Source organism: Lentzea albida (assembly GCF_900111005.1).
GTDB lineage: Bacteria > Actinomycetota > Actinomycetes > Mycobacteriales > Pseudonocardiaceae > Lentzea > Lentzea albida.
This window is the reverse complement of sequence record NZ_FOFV01000018.1, coordinates 1-16168: the sequence shown is the minus strand read 5'-3', so window position 1 is coordinate 16168 and position 16168 is coordinate 1. Positions and strand designations below refer to the sequence as shown.

Sequence of the window (16168 nt, the reverse complement as noted above, 5' to 3'; positions counted from 1 at the left end):
CGGACGCTCCCACGGCGCCGTTCGGAGCCTGGGCTCGGCTTGGGTGACCGCCGTCAGCGCAACGACCTGCTGGGCGTAGCTAGTTGATGAGGCTGTAGGTGCCGTCCTCATTGCGTTCGAAGTGCGCGGTGTATCCGCCGGGATTGCCTCGAAGGTGCTTCGGCAGGAACACCCCGTAGGTTTGCTCAGCCCAGCCGGGGCAAGCTGCGCGGACGTCTGCGGGCCGGAATCGTGCGGGCAGGTCGCCGCGTCGGGCAGCGCTGCGGATGTCGTTCATGAGGTGGCTCATGATCCTTACCTGCTGCTTTCGTAGACGGAGATCGCGTTCGTCGTGGCTCAGCCATGTCGTCGTGCACAGTCACGCTTCTTGCAGACGTTCGATCGCGTTGATGCCGGCAGAGCGTTACTGGCGTCTGAAACGAAAGGGCGCTCACGCGCGAGATCATCATGTGGCCATGTTTGAACACTGCCGAGGAATGAACCGGTGACGGCACTTCGAGTCGAAGTCACCGAACCTGCGTGGTGCGAACCCGGACTCGAGTCGCGGAGTGGCCGGTACCCGCTCGCAGTCGAAGCGCCGGTGATGGCGATGGTGGACACGCTGGTGCCTGGCGTTTCGACCCTGACCCGGCTGGTGCGGTTCTACTCGCTGTACTGGGCGCTGGCGGCACATACTAATGAGCGCGGGCTCGACGCCACCGAATGCCGAACAGTGCTGCGCCGGGCCGAGGTCGGGCTGGCGTGGGTGTCGCTGGTGCACGATCAACCGCCTCTCGCTCACGGTGCGGATCGAGTCAAGTCCTTGTGGGACAAGGGCAGAGTTGAGGCGATGGCGGAGGTCGGCAGGGGTTCGTACTCGCCGCGACCGTGGGGGTTCTGGTCGCAGTATGGTGGGCCGAGCGCCACGATCGGAACGGTTCGGCTCAACGGCGGAGCGTTGAGTGCCGGCAGGCACATCTGTCCCGAACCGGTGCGGCGGATGTACCAGCCGTTGTTCGACCTCGTCTCTCGGCGAACGTTTACCGTGAGCGACATCCCCGAGTTCAGCGCGCTGGCACTGGACGCACCTGCCACGGCGGATCTCGCGCCACTGAGCGAGCTATTCGCGGCGATGCGCCATGGAGCTGGGGAACGGGACGAATGGAACGGGGACGACCGCACCCGCCGATCCACGCTGCGGGTACTGGCGAGGTCCGTCCAACTCCATCCTGACGCCCCGGACTGGACGAGTGCGATGAGGACATGCGTCGCTTACGGGTCCACTGTCGAAACGGATCCGGTGCTGCGTAATGAGGAGCGTGCGCTCGCTTGGCGTGGTGTGTTGCTCAGGCGATTTTCGGTGGGTGCGTGGCGCCGCTTGTGGGCTGAGCTGGTCGACGTCGTGATAGGCGCGGCTGGTTCGGCTACCCGCGCTGACCTGCACGACTGGATCAGTGGTGAGGTGCCGTCGATGACGGTGCGCGACTTCCTGCGTGAATGTCCATCCACAATGGACGGATATGGCCATCCGCTGTCCGCGGAGGAACATGTTGAACAGGAGCGGACAAACGGGGTCGAGATCGATCTGGCGGTGTTGCTGCTCGGTGCGCGACGGTTGGACCAGTTGACTGGCAAGAGCCTGTCGGCGTTCCTGGGTCGCCGGTCACACGGCCGCGGACAGTTTCTCGATCCCAGCTGGGTAGGGCATCGCCAGCGCGAACACGAGGATCGCCCGTTGGGAGAACTGGCCCGTGCGCTCGTTGACGACATGCTCGCGCAGTCTCGCCGCGTTTCACTGCGCAAGCTGCAGGTGGACGAGCGTGGGAGCATGACGCTGTTCACGAAGCTGCACGAACGGAACGGCCGCTACTTCGCTGATGTGCCCGAGGGAGCGGGGGACGTGGGCCTGCGGGTCGCGCAGCTGGGGACCATGTCGCACCAGCTGGGCTTGTTCGGCGGTGACACGCCGAGCTCCGGCGTCACCGCACTGGGTGCCGCGTTGCTGGAGCTGCCTGCATGAGCGACGTGACGCATGCGTTCCACTCCCCGTTGACGCTGCTGTACGAATGGCGTGATCGCGGCGACGGTGCGCGCCTGCGAGAGTTCCTTGTGACCGGATACACGCTGGATCTGGTGTTCTTCGAGCGGCACTGCGTGTCGACGGCGCGTGCGTTGGGCGCGCGGGTCACCGTGCTCGGTGACGCGGGTCAAAGCGTGCACGAGCCGGTTGACGTGCGGCACGCGGGCCGCGCCTACCAGCACGGCCATGCGGTCTGTGCGGGCGCGTTCCATCCGAAACTAGTGATTCTGGTGGGAGACGAGGACATCTGGATCGCGATCGGCTCCGGCAACCCGACGATGTCGGGGTGGGGGTACAACCGCGAACTGTGGCTGGTGGTGCGGTCGACTCGCCAGGTCGGTCCGGCAGCGCTGCACGATCTCGCAGCGTGGCTGGTCGACCTGCCGACCGTGGTGGCGATGCCGTCGTGGATCGCCGAGACAACCGCCCACATCGCTGCTTCGATCACTCCCGCCGAGATCGACCACTCGTTCGGGGCCTTGCGGATCTTCGGCAATCTTCGGCAACCGATCCTGGGGCAGCTCACCGAGGGGCCGGTAGAGGCGTTGGGGCTCACGGCGCCGTTCTTCGACGCCAAGTCGCGAGCGGTGCGGAACCTGATCGCCAGGCTCGTTCCCGATCGGGTTGACATCGCTGTGCAGCCAACGCTTTCGCAGTACGACGGCGAGTCGTTGACCGACGTTACGTCGACTGTGCCGCACGTGGAGTTCTGGCATCTCGGCGAGGTACGCACGAGCCACGGAAAGCTCGTCGAGTGGACTCTCGACGGCAGCACCACGGCGTTGGTCGGAAGTGCGAACCTCAGCGCGGCGGCTCTGCTCAACTCCACCACGGGCGGCGGGAACTGCGAGCTGGTCGCCTCTTATCCCGTGGCCGACAGCCTGTTGCCCAGGGAGGAGTCGGCCGCGCACTATGTGATCCAGACTCAGAACACCATCCCGAAGGACGACGGACTGCGGCGCCCGGAATCCCTGGACCTGCTGGGCGCACGTCGCCGTGACGACGTGATCGTGGTTGAACTGGTCACGAACATCCGCGTGCCGATCGCCATCGAGACCTCACCTGACGGCACGCCAGGAACTTGGATGACCGGCTTGATGTGGACCGCCGACACCGATCTGCGCTCGACGCTCCAGTTTCGGGTTCCCGAACAGGTCGGCGGGGCCGTCCGCGCGAGGGTTGAGATTGACGGCGAGCCGATCATTTCGCGGGAGGTGTTCCTCACCGACACGGTCCGTTGCCTTCCCAGGAACGATGAAGTGGCGGATCGCCCTCGTCTGGTGCGTGACTACGAGCTGGACGACGTGTTCACCGATGCCACGTTGGCCGCACGGTTCCACGCCGACTTCCTCCGGCTGCTGAGCGAGGTTCGCGAACATCAAGCTGCGCGTGCGACGCCGTTGCGCATCAGCAATTCCACTGTGGACGCCGTGTCGTCGGGCGATCGCTGGGGTGCATGGCTGCGGGAGGTGGAAGGTGCCCTTGGGCCATCCTTGACCGGCCTGACCTTCCCCGGTGCACTCGCCCTGCCTGGGAGTGGCCCGAGCGGCTGGTCGGTGAGCGGCGAGATAGACGAGTCGGCGCTCACCGACGATGAGGACGATGAAGTCGCCGAGTCGTTGCTCACCGCTACCGCCCGTGTGCCCATGTCCCCGACGCAACGGCAAAGGTGTCGAACCTGGGCACGGCGCTGGGTCAAAGCCATGGCCGCACCCCCGCGGCTGTGGCCGGCACTGCGCATGGCTGTGGCCCGCGTCCATCTGACGATGCTCGCTGCGGGCGTGTGGGGAACCGACGAGAGCTGGCGCGCTGAACTGCGAGATCTGGTGCGTGCCCTCGTCCCCAGCGACGATGAGGAACGTGAATCGCCCGGCCAGCTGCTCGGCTACCAATCATCGATGATCGCCGTGTGTTTGGCGTTGCTGTTGCAGGACGCCAGCCTGCACGGCGGCAGCGAACATGACGTGATCGCCAGATCCGCTTGGGACGCCGCCGGAGACTGGGCCGCCTACGCGGAACCGGAACTCGTCGAGGAATACCTCTACATGCCCGATCAGCCCTACGCGCAGGTGGCGAGCGCGGCCGAGGTGACCGCGGTGATCGATCTAGCCACGGCTGTGGTTGACGATCCTGACGCCGAACTCCGCGACGCTTTCGAGCGTGAAGGTCTGCCAGCGAGGAAGATTCGTGGTGTGTGGGTCGTCGACGGCGACTTTCGAAACCCTCGTCGCATCGCGGCGCAGGTGGCGACCATGGCGGGTGCCCGGTGCGTGGTGCTCGCCCGCAGTGCCACCAAGGCCACCGCGCTTGTCCGCCACGGTGCAACCATGGCGATCACGGAGTCGGTCGCCCCGCGCTGGCGGATCTACCAACTGCCGACACTGAGTACGCCGCTTTCCCTGCTCGGTGGTATGGAAGGACTTCCCAGCAGCGGAACGCAGTACCCGCTTGAGCCGGTGCCACCAAAGGTTCTTGAGCTGGCGGAGGACGCCGAAGTCAATCTGGCCGAGCTCATCGCCGCTGTTCGAACTCGGTGATCGACGACGTACGGGCCGAGGTGTCTCCCCGGTGTTGCTACACGTCGCGATGGTGGGGCAGGGCCGCTGGACGGCGGGGTGCCGCGCCATCTTCGATGGTGCTGTCGCCGGAGGTGCAACCTCCCCACGCCTTACGACGAACTGGGCTGGGAGCGCTTTGTCGCTGATCTCGCGGAGCCGGATCAGCTCGGTCACGACGAGTTGGAATGGGTCGTTGACCTCGCCGCTGCCGGTATCGAAGGTCCATGTCGACTGCGGTTCCACAACTCTGCCAAACCCATCTCTCGCGTTGTGGGACCGGTCGACTGGGATCTGGAGTGAAGTTTCGGGCCCGGCGGTGGTCAATGTGCGAGGCGATACGGTAGCCGCCAAGATGCCTGATACCACTGTGGCTTCAGCCGCCAGAGTGCGGCGGAGTTGGACGCGGTGGTCAAGCGTTGGTCGTTCCAGGGGAGAAGAGCGCGGACATCCGTTTGAGCGCTTCGGCGGTCTGGGCTTCCTGTTCCTCTTTCGGCAGTCTGACGAAGGCCAGCTCTGATTGGCACCTGTCGCGCATGTCGTCCCGGTCGAACCAGCGGATGGGGTGGCGAGGGTCGGCCGGGTCGTAGATGCCTTGCCCAAGCGCTTCCATGATGCTGAGGTCGTACCAGCGGTGGTCGTGGCTGTCATCGGGTGGCAGGAGCCCGCCGGCGATGCGGTTCATCCACTCCTCCCGGATCGCAGCCTCGTCGTCAGGGTCGTCCACGTCGGGGTCGTAGCCGAATACGTCTTCGGCACTCCGCAGGCCGGGAAACGTGTGGTGGACGTCGCTGAACTGGGGCGGTTCGGTATTCTTGATGACAATCCAGAGCGCGTACTCATCGGCGAGGCATTGCGGTCGGGGAACTCGCCCTTCTCCCAGTTCGCTGCCGACCCGCATGATGCGTTCGCCCATGCGTACAAGCCAGTGGTTGTTCACTTGTGTGAGTGCGAGCTCGGGAAGGTCGCGCAGCAAGTCGACGTCCCGGATTGTCGCTTCGCCCTTGAGGTATGAGGCGAACTCGAAGGTGAACGAGTTGTTCAGGTGCACTTTGCCGTCCTGGGTGGGTGCGAAGTCGGAGAAGTCGACGGTGTTCGCCAGCGTCATAGCGTCGGCCGGGGTGAGCGGCTCGCCGGTGAACGAGCTGTTGAACAGGCGCACGACATCGAGGGTCTGCCGGTCGGTGTAGACCGGCTCCTCGCTCTGCGGGTCTGTGTCGTCCCCGGACTTCGCGCGAGCTAATCGCCGCAGCGCTGGGACGCCCAGCTTCAGTGCCCGAGCAAACCCCTGCAGGTTGTCTGCCCTGAACCCGTCCAGTGCGCTGGCTTCGCCGACAGTGTTCTCGAAGCGTCGCCAGGTCGCGAGCGAGACGTCAGCGCGCCGCGCTGCCTCCTGCTGGGTGAGATTCAGCTCGGTGCGACGTTGCTTCACCGGGTTGTTCGCCATCTTGTCAGCCCTGCCTTCTTCATGAGCACTCGATGAGCACTTTCGATATTAGCACTCATTGAGCGCTAACTGTCGGCGAAGGTTGGATGTGGCTCCGTGTGCATGCTGTCCGGATGGGCGCATGCTGTGGCTGAGGGTGTCGACGTGTGAATCGGTGAAGGAGTCGATCTTCGGAGGCCTTACAACATTCGCGAACCCGCTTGAATCGCGGTCAAGTGCGCCGAACTTCGTCCAACGCGCCTGTTTTTGCAGGTCAGCGGCCTGTGAACTCGTATCTGGGGGTCAAGGGGTCGCAGGTTCAAATCCTGTCGTCCCGACGGCCAATGACCAGCGGGTTTACCTTTCGAGGTAAACCCGCTGGTGTTGTTTTCGCCCGACTGTGGTCGCAGAGTGGTCGCGCTACGCCGCTCCAGCTTCGTTCAGGGCCGTTTCGATCGCCTTGACCGCATCGAGTGTGACATGCCGGAGCAGGTGACCGTAGATCTCCGTGGTTGTCGACAAGGTCGAATGGCGCAGCGTCTTCGATGCCATGGCCAGCGGGACTTGCGAGCTGAGCATCGTGGTCGCGGCGAAGTGACACAGGTCGTGCACGCGGATCCTGGGCAGTCCCGCCTGCTCGGTGAGCTTGTGGAACTGATGCAGGACGTACTCCGGACGGTGTGGTTGTCCTCCGCGCCGGGTGAACACCAGTCGGCCAGGCGATCTTGTTGCGCAGCCACATGCTTTGGTCCAAGACGCGTGCGTGGAAGTCGCGTTCGGCCTCGACTCCTGATCTGGACCGGACGTCAGCTGGGCAGCAGCGCGAGCTCCGCTTCCGCCATCTCCCGCTGTCCGCGGTTGCCGAGGGCGTCGAGCTTCCCGAGGGCGAACACCAGGCAGGCCCGCGCCTGCTCGACCTCGCCGATGTGCCGCCGCGCGACACCTTCGCTGAAAGCCAGCTCGGCTTCGGTGCGGTAGCTCATCTGGAGCGCACCGATCGTCGTCCGCGCACCGAGGTAGCTGTCCGCCGCTTCCTCCCAGCGGCCCAACGCCGACAGGCAGTCGCCCATGAGCGTCAGCAGCAACGCCATCATCCGGTGCAGCGTCTCCTGGTTGGTCTGGTCGCGGTTCTGCTTCGTCTGGTCGAGTGTGGACGCGAACTGCTCCAACGCGTCGGCGAACCTGCCTGCTGCCAGCAGGCAGACGCCCAAGCCGAGGGACGTCCAGACCCGGTGCTGGAAGTAGCCGAACTCCCCGGACCTCTCATAGGCGAAGGTGATGTGTTCGAGTGCTTCCGCGTGCTTGCCGAGGTGTGAGAGGACCAGGCCGATGGACGATTTGGCGGACATGACGATCCGGCGGTGTCCGATCTCCTCCGCCACCGCCACCGCTTCCCGCAGCGTTGTGAGCGCGAGCTCCTGCTCGTCGGTGCAGCGGTGCTGCGTCGCGCCGAGCAGGTTCAGCATCTCGGCCTCACCGCGCCGGTCGCGGAGTGCCCTGGCGGCCTGCAGGCCGAGCTCGAAGACCTCGTTCCAGCGGTGCTTCTGCTCGCGACCGATGGCGTAGCAGTGGATCGCGACTGCGAAGTCGAGCACCTGGCGGTGCCGGCCGAGTTCCGCGGCCTCCCGCTGCGCCGCCAACCAGTTCGAGGCCTCCCGGTCGAGCCACTCGGCCGCCTCCTCGTACGAGCGGAACGGGCAGTCCCGCGGCACCTCCCGCACGTCCGGGAAGAACAGCCCGCCCGCCGCGGACGCTTGGTCCAGGACGTGCGTGGTGAAGGCGTCGCGCAGCTGGTCGCGCACTTCCCGCGGTTCTTCCTCAAGCCGGCGTTCGCGCGCGAAGATGCGGATCAGGTCGTGGAACTGGAAGCGCACCGACTCGGTCGTGATGGTCAGCAGGGACATCTCGACGAGCTCGTCCAGCACCAGACCGACCTCGGCCATCGGCACACCGGTCGCCACAGCGGCGAGATCGTCGTCGAAGTGGACGCCGGGAACGACGGCCAGCCGGCGGAACACCGACCGGGCCCGCGGCGACAACGCCTGGTACGACGTCGAGAACGCCGTCCGCAGGTCCTCGTCGCCCATCGAAAGCGAGTCCAGCAGCCTCCGCTCGTCCCGCAGCTCACCCACCAGCGCGGCGACCGATCGCCTGTCGCGCCCCACAGCGAGACGGGTGCACACCATCCGCACCGCCAACGGCAGGTTCCCGCACAGCGCCACCAGCTCCCGCACGGCCTCGGGTTCCTCGCGCACCACCTGCTCGCCGGCGACGGCCGCAACCAGCTCCACGGCACCGTCCTGCGTCAGCGTGTCCAGCAGCACCCAGCGCGCCGACTCCAGCCCCGCGAGCACGCGCCGACAGGTCACGACCGTCAGGCACCCCTCGCTCATCGTCAGCAACGGCCTGACCTGGCCCTCGTTGAAGGCGTTGTCCAGCAGCACGAGCACCCGTCGATCGCGCAACACCTTGCGGAACAACGAACTGCGCTCCTCGAGCGTCACGGGCATCCGCCCCGGCGAGACGTCCAGTGAGGCCAACATCTGTTCCAGCGCCGCGGCGGGGCTGAGCGGGCGGTCGTCGACACCGCGCAGGTCCAGCGCAAGGCAGCCGTCCGGGAAGGAGGAAAGCAGCTCGTTCGCCGCCGCCACCGCCAGCGACGTCTTCCCGATCCCCGGCGGTCCCGCGATCACGACGGCACCACCGGCCTCGGCTTCGAGGGAGAGCTGCTGGAGCTCCTGCTGCCGTCCGACGAGACCGGACACGGCCGGCAGGCCGCGCAACGCCGCGCCTTTCGCGGTCCGGGTCGAGCGGCGCCGCCCCTGCCTCGCCAGGGAGAGGAAGGACTCCCTGGCTTCTCCCGCAAGCGCCAGCGCGTCGGCGAGCAGCTCCGTCGAACGTTCCTGCGGTGCACTCGCCCGGCCGCGTTCCAGCTCGCGCAACGCCCGGACACTCATCCCGGAGGCGAGGGCCAGGCCTGCCTGCGACAGCCCTGCCGCCGTGCGGAGGCCCAGCAGGACCTCGCCGAACGACGACTCGGATGCCGAGGTGCGGGTGGCGCTCATGCCCTCACTCTCCCTGCCTTGAAGGGCGAACTGATGTGGAGCGGAGATGACGTTCGGGAGAACGTCATCCGATCGTGGTGGTCTTCTGCGCCGGCAGCAGGGCCGGCTCCGCCTCCACCGGCGCGCGATCACCGCGGCCGGCCGGGTCGTTGGTGGTGTCGCAGAGCTCGAGCGCGAGCATGAGGCACTCGCGTGCGCGCTCGAAGTCGCCCGTCTGGCGCCACGCCGTGCCTTCGCACACGAGCAGCTCCACCCGGCTGCGGTAGGTCGGCCGATCCGTCCCGAACAGCCTGATGACCTCGTGGTACTGCTCTGCGGCCTCATACCGGCGGCCGAGGCCGGCGAGGCAGTCGGCGATGTTCATCCAACGCGAGGTCGGCGTGCCGCAGCGCCTCCTCGGGCTCCCCGAGTAACACCAGCGGCCACGCACCGCCGAGTGCGCGATCATGGCGCCCCAGTGGTGGCCGATCTCCTCGGCGAGGGCCACCGCTCCCAGCAGGACGCTCCGCGCCCGTTCGCTGTCGCCCAGGCTCGAATGGAAGGACATCCCGTGCTGGGAGAGCAGGTTGACCTCTGCCGTCCGGTCTTTCAGCGCTCTCGCGGCGTGCACGCCGCAGCCGAACACCTCGGTCCAGGGGTACATTGGCTCACGCCCGTGCGCGTAGTCGTACAGCGCCCAGGTGCAGTCGACCACCTCGCGGTACCGGCCGGCCTCCGTCGCCAGGCGCACCACCGGCAGCCAGTTGGTGGACTCCTGCTCCAGCCACTCCTTCGCCTCGTCCTGGGAGCTGAACGGGCTGTCCCGCAGCACGCCGGTCACCTTGGCGAGGAACAGCTTCGAGGCGTCGGTGGTCCTGCGCAGCACGTGAGTGAGGAGGTCGTCCCGGAGCCGGGCCCTGACGTCCTCCGGTTCCTCCTCCGCGGACACCCCGGTGCCGACCGCCGCGAGCTCCTCGCTCAAGTGGGCTCCCGGGATGAGGGCGAGCCTGCGGAACACCTCCTGCGCCGCGGGGCTGAGCCTGCGCAGCGACAGCTCGAAGGCGGACCTGAGCCGCAGGTCGCCCGCCGCGAGCGAGTCGAGCCGCCGGTGTTCGTCGCGGAGCTGTCCGGCCAGGTAGGACAGCGACCAGTGGCGGCGGGTCGCCAGCCGGTTGCCGACGATCCGCACGGCCGGCGGGAGGTTGCCGCACAGGTCCACCACCTCCTTGGCGGCACCGGGATCGGCCAGCGCGACATCGTCGCCGACGATCGTGGTCAGGAGGTCGACGGCGCTCTGTTCGGGCCGCACGTCGAGCACCAGGCGCCGCACTGGTCCCAGGGCCGCGAGGTCCAGGTCCGGGAGCGAACGCCGGCACGTGATGATCGTGAAGCTGTGGTCGGCAGCGGCCGGCAACGGCAGCGCCTGCGCCTGGTCCGCGGCGTTGTCCAGCAGGACCAGGGTGCGGCGGTCACGCATCAGCGTGCGGAAGAGCGAGCTCCGCGCGGCCTCGCCCGGCGGGATGCGACCGGCGGGCACGCCGAGGGCGGTGAGTGTCCGCTCCGGCGCGAGCGTCGGCTGGACGGGCTGGTCGTCCACACCGCGCAGGTCGATCGCAAGGCAGCCGTCCGGGAAGTGTCCTTTCAGGCGGTCCGCGGCAACGACGGCGAGCGAGGTCTTGCCGACGCCGGGAGGCCTGACCACGACCGCGGTGCACCCTGCCCGCGCGGCGCAGGTGTGCCGGCCGACCTCGTCGTCCCTGCCGATCAGCGCGGGCACGGCGGGCAGGCCGTACAGCATCGTCCTGGTGCCGGACGTGCTGGACCTGCGCCTGCCCTCCCTGGCCAGCAGGAGGAACGACTCGTGCTCGTCGCCGGTCAGCCCCAGCGCGGTCGCCAGCAGCTCGGTGGACTTCTCCTGAGCGGCTGCCGCCCGTCCGTGCCCCAGCTCGCGCAACGCGCGCACGCGCAACCCGGAGGCGAGCGCCAGCTCCCTCTGTGACAGTCCTGCCGAGGCCCGGTACCTCAGCAGACAGTGGCTGAAGGACGGACCGGGTGGTTCATCGCGCAGCTCTGTCACGTCGATCATTCAACCCCGAGGCACGCAAGGTACGAAGAGGCAGGGTGATGTGTCCGTCTGTACCGATAACGTGTTCAGTGGGAGGAAATCACGGCACTTCGTGCCGGAAACGCCGCGGGTGCGCTCGCCTCACCGTCCGGATCGGACAGCGGGAAGCGTGTGCGCCGCTCGCGCTTCGACGGTCCCCAGCGCGCCGGAGTGGGGACGGCTGAGCCGGACGCAGGACGCCACGTGCCCGTCGAGGACCTCCTGCAGGGGCACCGGCCTGCGGACCGGCAGGGCGAAGCCGTCCTCGGCCTCCGCCGACCAGGGCGCCGGGTGCACGGACATCCCCTGGCGCGGACCCAGCTCGGCGGTGTCGCTGCGCCACGTCGGCCACAGCACCTCGCGGTAGTGCCCGGCCGCGCCGCCGTTCACGAGCCAGTCCAGCCAGCGGTCGTGGTCCAGTCCCGTGGTCTGCCACGCGAGGGTGGCGGGGCAGAAGTAGATCACCTCGTCCGGGCGGCCCGGCCTGCCGTGCGACCGGGGCTCGGGACCGTTGCGCGCGAACACGCCACCCAGCACGTCGTGCGCGACCACCAGTCCCGCCGGCGGCCGCCGGTCCGCACCGGCCGGTTGGTGGAAGCCGTTCACCTCGGCGATGCAGGGGATGCCGTCCGGTCCTCCGCCCGACCCGCCGTAGACCCGCACCCAGTTGTCGTGCAGGAGGATGCCGCCGGTGTTGAGGAGGATCGCGCTCGGCTCGGGCCGTAACATCGTGGACCGGGTCAGGCTGCAGTTCAGGTCGGCGGCCAGCCACTCCCACACGGCGTCCTGCGCGTCGACGAGCTCATCGGTGTTCGTCACTGGTTCTTCCCGTTCTCGGCTGCGGCGGGGCGGCGGTGCGCTTTCCGGCCTAGTGTCCGGCTGGTGGCGGTGCAAGCGCGACAACGGAGTCTGCCCTGTCGCGCTGCGCATCCTGCTCGTTCGCACCGGAGCATCCCGGGCCTGGTACGGCCGCGTTCCGTTATTTTTTCACGGCGCCTGCTAATACGTATTAGCAGTTACATTGGTCTATGTGGACGAGTCGGAGCGCTGGTCGACTTTTGGTGAGCTGTTGCTGGGGTACCGGCGTGCCGCTGGGCTGAGCCAGCTGGGTTTGGCGGAGCGGTCGGGCATCAGCGTGCGGGCGTTGCGGGAGCTGGAGCAGGGGCGGGCCCGTGCGGCGCAGCGCCGGTCGGCCGAGGTGCTGGCGGACGCTTTCGGGCTGGGCGCCGAGGAGCGTGAGGAGTTCCTGCGGGTCGCGGAGCAGGGGCGCAGGCGGCGGTCTTCCGCGTCGGTCGCCGGTGTCGCCGAGCTGCCGCCCCTGCCCGTGGACCGGGTGGGGAGAGGGCGGGAGCTGTCCCGGTTGCAGGAGTGCATCCGCACGAGTCCGTCGGTGGCGATGGTCGGTCAGCCCGGCGTCGGCAAGACGGTGCTGGCGGCGTCGGCGGCGCACTGGATGCGCGACGAGTTCCCGGACGGTTGTCTGGCGGTCGACCTGCGCGGTGTCGACGAGCAACCGCTTCCCGTGCAGGTCGTGTTCGACCGGTTGTTGCGGGCGCTGGGCGTGTCGACGAGCGACGTGCCGACGGCCGTGACCGAGCAGTCCGGCCAGTACCGGGCGGTGCTGCAGCAGCGGAAGGTGCTGGTGCTGCTGGACAACGCGGCCTCGGAGGCGCAGGTCCGGCCGTTCCTCACGACCTCTCCCGGCTGCCGGACGCTCGTGACGTGCCGCCGCATGCTGGCCGGCCTGGAGGGGGTGCGGTGGGTGCACCTCGACCCGTTCGACGACGGGGACGCGGAGGCGTTGCTGCAGGCCGTCGTCGGTGAGGGCCGGGTGCGGGCCGAGCCGGACGCGGTGGCCGGTCTGATCGAGCTGTGCGGAAACCTGCCGCTGGCGTTGCGGATCGCGGGCAACCGGCTGGCGAGCAGGCCGCACTGGTCGTTGCGGTACCTGGTGGACCAGCTGCGGGACGAGCGGACGAGGCTGACGTCGTTGTCCGCTGGGGATTTGCAGGTGCGGTCGGCGTTCGAGGTGTCGTACCGGGGGTTGTCGCCGCAGGGCCGGATGCTGTTCCGGCGGCTGGCGGCGGTGCCGGGCGCGGACTTCGGCGTGCAGCTGGCGCAGGTGGCCGGGGGTGTGACGGAGTCGGAGGCGTTCGGCCAGCTCGACGAGCTGGTGGACGCGAGCATGGTGCAGGCGGGCCCGGCGGAGGGCCGGTTCCGGTTCCACGACCTGTTGCGGTTGTTCGCGCGTGAGCGCTGGGAGGCCGAGGACGACGAGGCCGACCGCTTGCTGACGACGGAGGCGGTGCTGGAGCACCTGCTGGGCATGGCGACGGCGGCGGGGGAGAGGTTCTCGCCGGAGGAGCCGGCGAACGAGGTGTTCGGTTCGCTGGACGAGGCGCGGTCGTGGCTGGAGCAGGAGCGGTCCAGCTGGCTGGCCGCGTTCCGGGAGGCGGTGCGCACCGGGCGGCACCGTGAAGTCGTGGAACTTGCACGGGCGATGCACTGGTACGCCGACGACGACCGGCACGGCGTCGACTGGGTCGAGGTCTTCGGCGCCGGTGTCGACGCGGCGCGCACGCTGCGCGACGTGACCGCGGAGGCACAGCAGCGCAACCTGCTCGGGTGGGCCCTGGTGATGGCACAGGACTGCGCGGGCGCGGTGGAGCAGCACAAGATCGCCCTGCGTTGCGCCGACGAGGCCGGTGACCGGTTGGAGCGGGTGTGGGCGCTGGCGCACGTGACCGCGCAGGAGTTCATGCTGGGCGACCGCCAGAACAGCCTGGAGCACGCGCGGCAGGCCGTCGAGCTGTCCGCCCCGTTCGGGTTCTGGACGGTGCGGATGACGGTGCGCTACCAGTTCGGCGTGCTGCTGTTGCTCGACGACAGGCCGCGCGAAGCGCTCGCGGTGCTGGAGGAGCTGCTGCAGGACGCGCTGCGGCACAACCAGAACGGCGAGCTGGCGTTGTCCCGCATGAGGTTGCTGGCGATGTGCATCGAGGGCGTGGCCCGGTGCCTGCACGCGGTGGGGCAGTGCTGCCGGGCGGCGTCGATGTTCGCCGAGGCGCGTGGCTTTTACGAGAAGGTGGGTGCCTCCGTGCACGAGGCGCGGGCCGCGTTCCGGGAGGGCCGCTGCCGCCTCGACTCGGGTGAGCACCAGGTCGCGGACTCCCTGTTCCGGTGCGCTCTGGCCACCTTCGACGAGCTGTCGCTGCCGGAGCAGCGGGCCGAGGTCGAGGTCGAGCTCGCCCGCATCCCCGTGCGCTGACCCGGTCCCAGGGTGCGTTGAGGCAGGAAACACTTCCTTTGTGGTTCCCGGTTGGGCCGATCGTGTTGATCCTGCACCGGCGGAGTGGCTGGATTGCGGAACGATCGCGGTCCGATCGAGTCCGTTCCGCGTACTCGTTGACCAGGGAGGAGCCGTCGCGGCGGGCGAGCTGAGCGGCAGTTCGGAGTGGACTGAATGGACATCAAGTTCGATCCGACGTTCGACTGGCTGTGGATCCTCGTAGCCGGACAGAAGGCCCCGAGGATCGACGTGCAGGCCACCCGCGCCCTCGCGCAGAACTGGGTCGAGAGCGGCCGCACCCTCGGCGAGATGGCGAACGGCGTCCTCGACCTGGTCAGCAACGTCGAGAACGCCATCGGCGGCCGCGTGGGCCGCGCGTTCCGCGACCGCGTGACGAGCGTCGTCAACTCGGTCCCGAGCATCGTCCAGCTCGCCAACAATCAGTCGACCAGCCTGCTGAAGCTCGCGCTGAGCGTCGAACACTCCGTCTACACGATGCTCATCGAAATCGCGTTCTTCGCGGCCTCGATCCTGTGGGCGCTGGCGAGCCCGTTCACCGCCCCCTTGGTGCCCGCCTTCATCACCGCGGCCAGGACCGCCATCCAGCAGATCAGCGCGCAGCTGCACTGGGCGATCCGCCTGATCGTGGAAGGCATCGAGGAGGGCGTCGACGAGATCTTCCAGGACGCCATCGCCCAGATCGCGCAGTTCGCGGAGGGCAACCGTTTTGAGTGGGACGTCCAGAGCACCATCATCGGCGGCCTCGCCGGAGCCGGCGCCGGCATCATCGCGGGCGGCATGCACACCGGCATGCGAGCGTGGAAGCCCAAGGCCGAGGACAACGTGCTGTTCCACGGCACCAGCGAGGCCACCGCCGACGTCGTGGTCGGCGCCGCCACCGCTGGGATCCTCGGCGGCAGCATGGACGACCTGTGGACCGGTGCGGTCGGTGGCATGTTCAGCGGTGGGACGCAGAAGAAGGCCGACGACGCGGGGGAGGCCATCGAGGACCACCTCAGGGAGACCGGGTACATCAAGTCGCCTCCGATCGGGGAGATCGGGCGGCCGGGTGCGCCGGATGTTCCCGGTGGTGGGGCGGGTGGTTCTGGTGGGAACGGGTCTGGGGCTGAGGGGGGCTCGGCTGGGGGCGATGGGCTGGGTGGTGCCGCTGGGGGCGGTGGTGTGCAGGGAGCCGATGTGCCTGGTGGTGGGGTGCCTGGCGCTGGGGTGCCCGGCGGTGGTGTGCCTGGTGCCGGGGTGCCCGGTGGTGGCGTGCCTGGTGCTCGTGAGAGTGGTACCGGTCGAGAAGGTGCCGATTCCGGCGGTCAGAAGGACGCCGTGGGGCCGCAGGCAGGGGGCACGGCTGGTCCGCCGTCGGGTGTGGGCGTTGTCGGCGGCGGAGCGAACCCCGGTCAAGGCGCGAACCCCGGCCAGGGCACGGGCGGACGGCCGCAAACGGGCGGCGGTGTGCCCGGCGGTGCCGTTTCCGGCGCGGTGCCGGGTGGCGGTTCGACCGGAAACGCCGACGGGCCGGGTGGCCAGCAAGTTCCAGGTGGCCAGCCGACGCCTTCCGCACCACCCGTAGTCGGAGCACCCCCGGCAACGGGCGCGGCCACGCGCCCTGACTCGGGTGGGCAGTCGCCGGGTGGGCAGTCGCCGGGTGGGCAGTCGCCGGGTGGGCAGTCGCCGGG

The 16168-nt window shown here is 68.5% G+C and carries 10 protein-coding genes; 4 read left to right on the top strand and 6 right to left on the bottom strand.

The genetic code is table 11. The annotated features are described in order from the left end of the window. Positions 1-79: 79 nt before the first annotated feature. Positions 80-289, bottom strand: a complete 210-nt coding sequence (locus BMY74_RS44415) for a hypothetical protein (protein WP_143091808.1) — start codon at positions 287-289, stop codon at positions 80-82. A gap of 300 nt (positions 290-589) precedes the next feature. Between BMY74_RS44415 and BMY74_RS34300 the strand changes: the two genes are divergently transcribed. Beyond that, a complete protein-coding gene (locus BMY74_RS34300; protein WP_143091807.1) occupies positions 590-1999 on the top strand; it encodes a hypothetical protein in 1410 nt (469 codons plus the stop codon). Further along, positions 1996-4596, top strand: coding sequence for a phospholipase D-like domain-containing protein (locus tag BMY74_RS34295; RefSeq protein WP_089922890.1), 2601 nt, complete (start codon positions 1996-1998; stop codon positions 4594-4596). The genes BMY74_RS34300 and BMY74_RS34295 overlap by 4 nt, the downstream gene beginning before the upstream one ends. Positions 4597-5026: 430 nt before the next feature. Here the strand turns inward: BMY74_RS34295 and BMY74_RS34290 are convergent, their stop codons facing one another. The 5 genes from BMY74_RS34290 to BMY74_RS34270 form a co-directional block, all read right to left on the bottom strand. Continuing rightward, positions 5027-6061 (bottom strand): helix-turn-helix domain-containing protein, encoded by a 1035-nt coding sequence (locus BMY74_RS34290; RefSeq protein ID WP_143091806.1) that lies wholly within the window; start codon positions 6059-6061, stop codon positions 5027-5029. 399 nt (positions 6062-6460) lie between these two features. Continuing rightward, the gene (locus tag BMY74_RS45830; protein ID WP_281245026.1) at positions 6461-6850 is read right to left on the bottom strand and encodes a tyrosine-type recombinase/integrase; all 390 of its coding nucleotides are present in this window, start codon (positions 6848-6850) and stop codon (positions 6461-6463) included. Further along, positions 6847-9105, bottom strand: a complete 2259-nt coding sequence (locus tag BMY74_RS34280; protein WP_089922882.1) for an ATP-binding protein — start codon at positions 9103-9105, stop codon at positions 6847-6849. The genes BMY74_RS45830 and BMY74_RS34280 overlap by 4 nt, the downstream gene beginning before the upstream one ends. A gap of 64 nt (positions 9106-9169) precedes the next feature. Continuing rightward, positions 9170-11170, bottom strand: coding sequence for a helix-turn-helix domain-containing protein (locus BMY74_RS34275; protein WP_089922879.1), 2001 nt, complete (start codon positions 11168-11170; stop codon positions 9170-9172). A gap of 120 nt (positions 11171-11290) precedes the next feature. Then, on the bottom strand, positions 11291-12007 hold the full coding sequence (locus tag BMY74_RS34270) for a DUF2625 family protein (protein ID WP_177230065.1): 717 nt from the start codon (positions 12005-12007) through the stop codon (positions 11291-11293). Positions 12008-12218: 211 nt separating this feature from the next. On the opposite strand from BMY74_RS34270, the gene BMY74_RS34265 reads away from it, so the two are divergent. Beyond that, on the top strand, positions 12219-14456 hold the full coding sequence (locus BMY74_RS34265; RefSeq protein ID WP_177230064.1) for an ATP-binding protein: 2238 nt from the start codon (positions 12219-12221) through the stop codon (positions 14454-14456). Between the two features lie 195 nt (positions 14457-14651). Then, the coding region (locus BMY74_RS34260) for a WXG100-like domain-containing protein (protein WP_089922872.1) at positions 14652-16168 on the top strand (1517 nt) is incomplete at its 3' end.

What these genes read in the sequence shown, in the direction of transcription:
- BMY74_RS34300 (WP_143091807.1), top strand. Translation starts at nt 590, where the DNA reads ATGGTGGACACGCTGGTGCCTGGCGTTTCGACCCTGACCCGGCTGGTG.
- BMY74_RS34280 (WP_089922882.1), bottom strand. Translation starts at nt 9,105, where the DNA reads ATGAGCGCCACCCGCACCTCGGCATCCGAGTCGTCGTTCGGCGAGGTC.
- BMY74_RS34295 (WP_089922890.1), top strand. Translation starts at nt 1,996, where the DNA reads ATGAGCGACGTGACGCATGCGTTCCACTCCCCGTTGACGCTGCTGTAC.
- BMY74_RS34290 (WP_143091806.1), bottom strand. Translation starts at nt 6,061, where the DNA reads ATGGCGAACAACCCGGTGAAGCAACGTCGCACCGAGCTGAATCTCACC.
- BMY74_RS44415 (WP_143091808.1), bottom strand. Translation starts at nt 289, where the DNA reads ATGAGCCACCTCATGAACGACATCCGCAGCGCTGCCCGACGCGGCGAC.
- BMY74_RS34275 (WP_089922879.1), bottom strand. Translation starts at nt 11,170, where the DNA reads ATGATCGACGTGACAGAGCTGCGCGATGAACCACCCGGTCCGTCCTTC.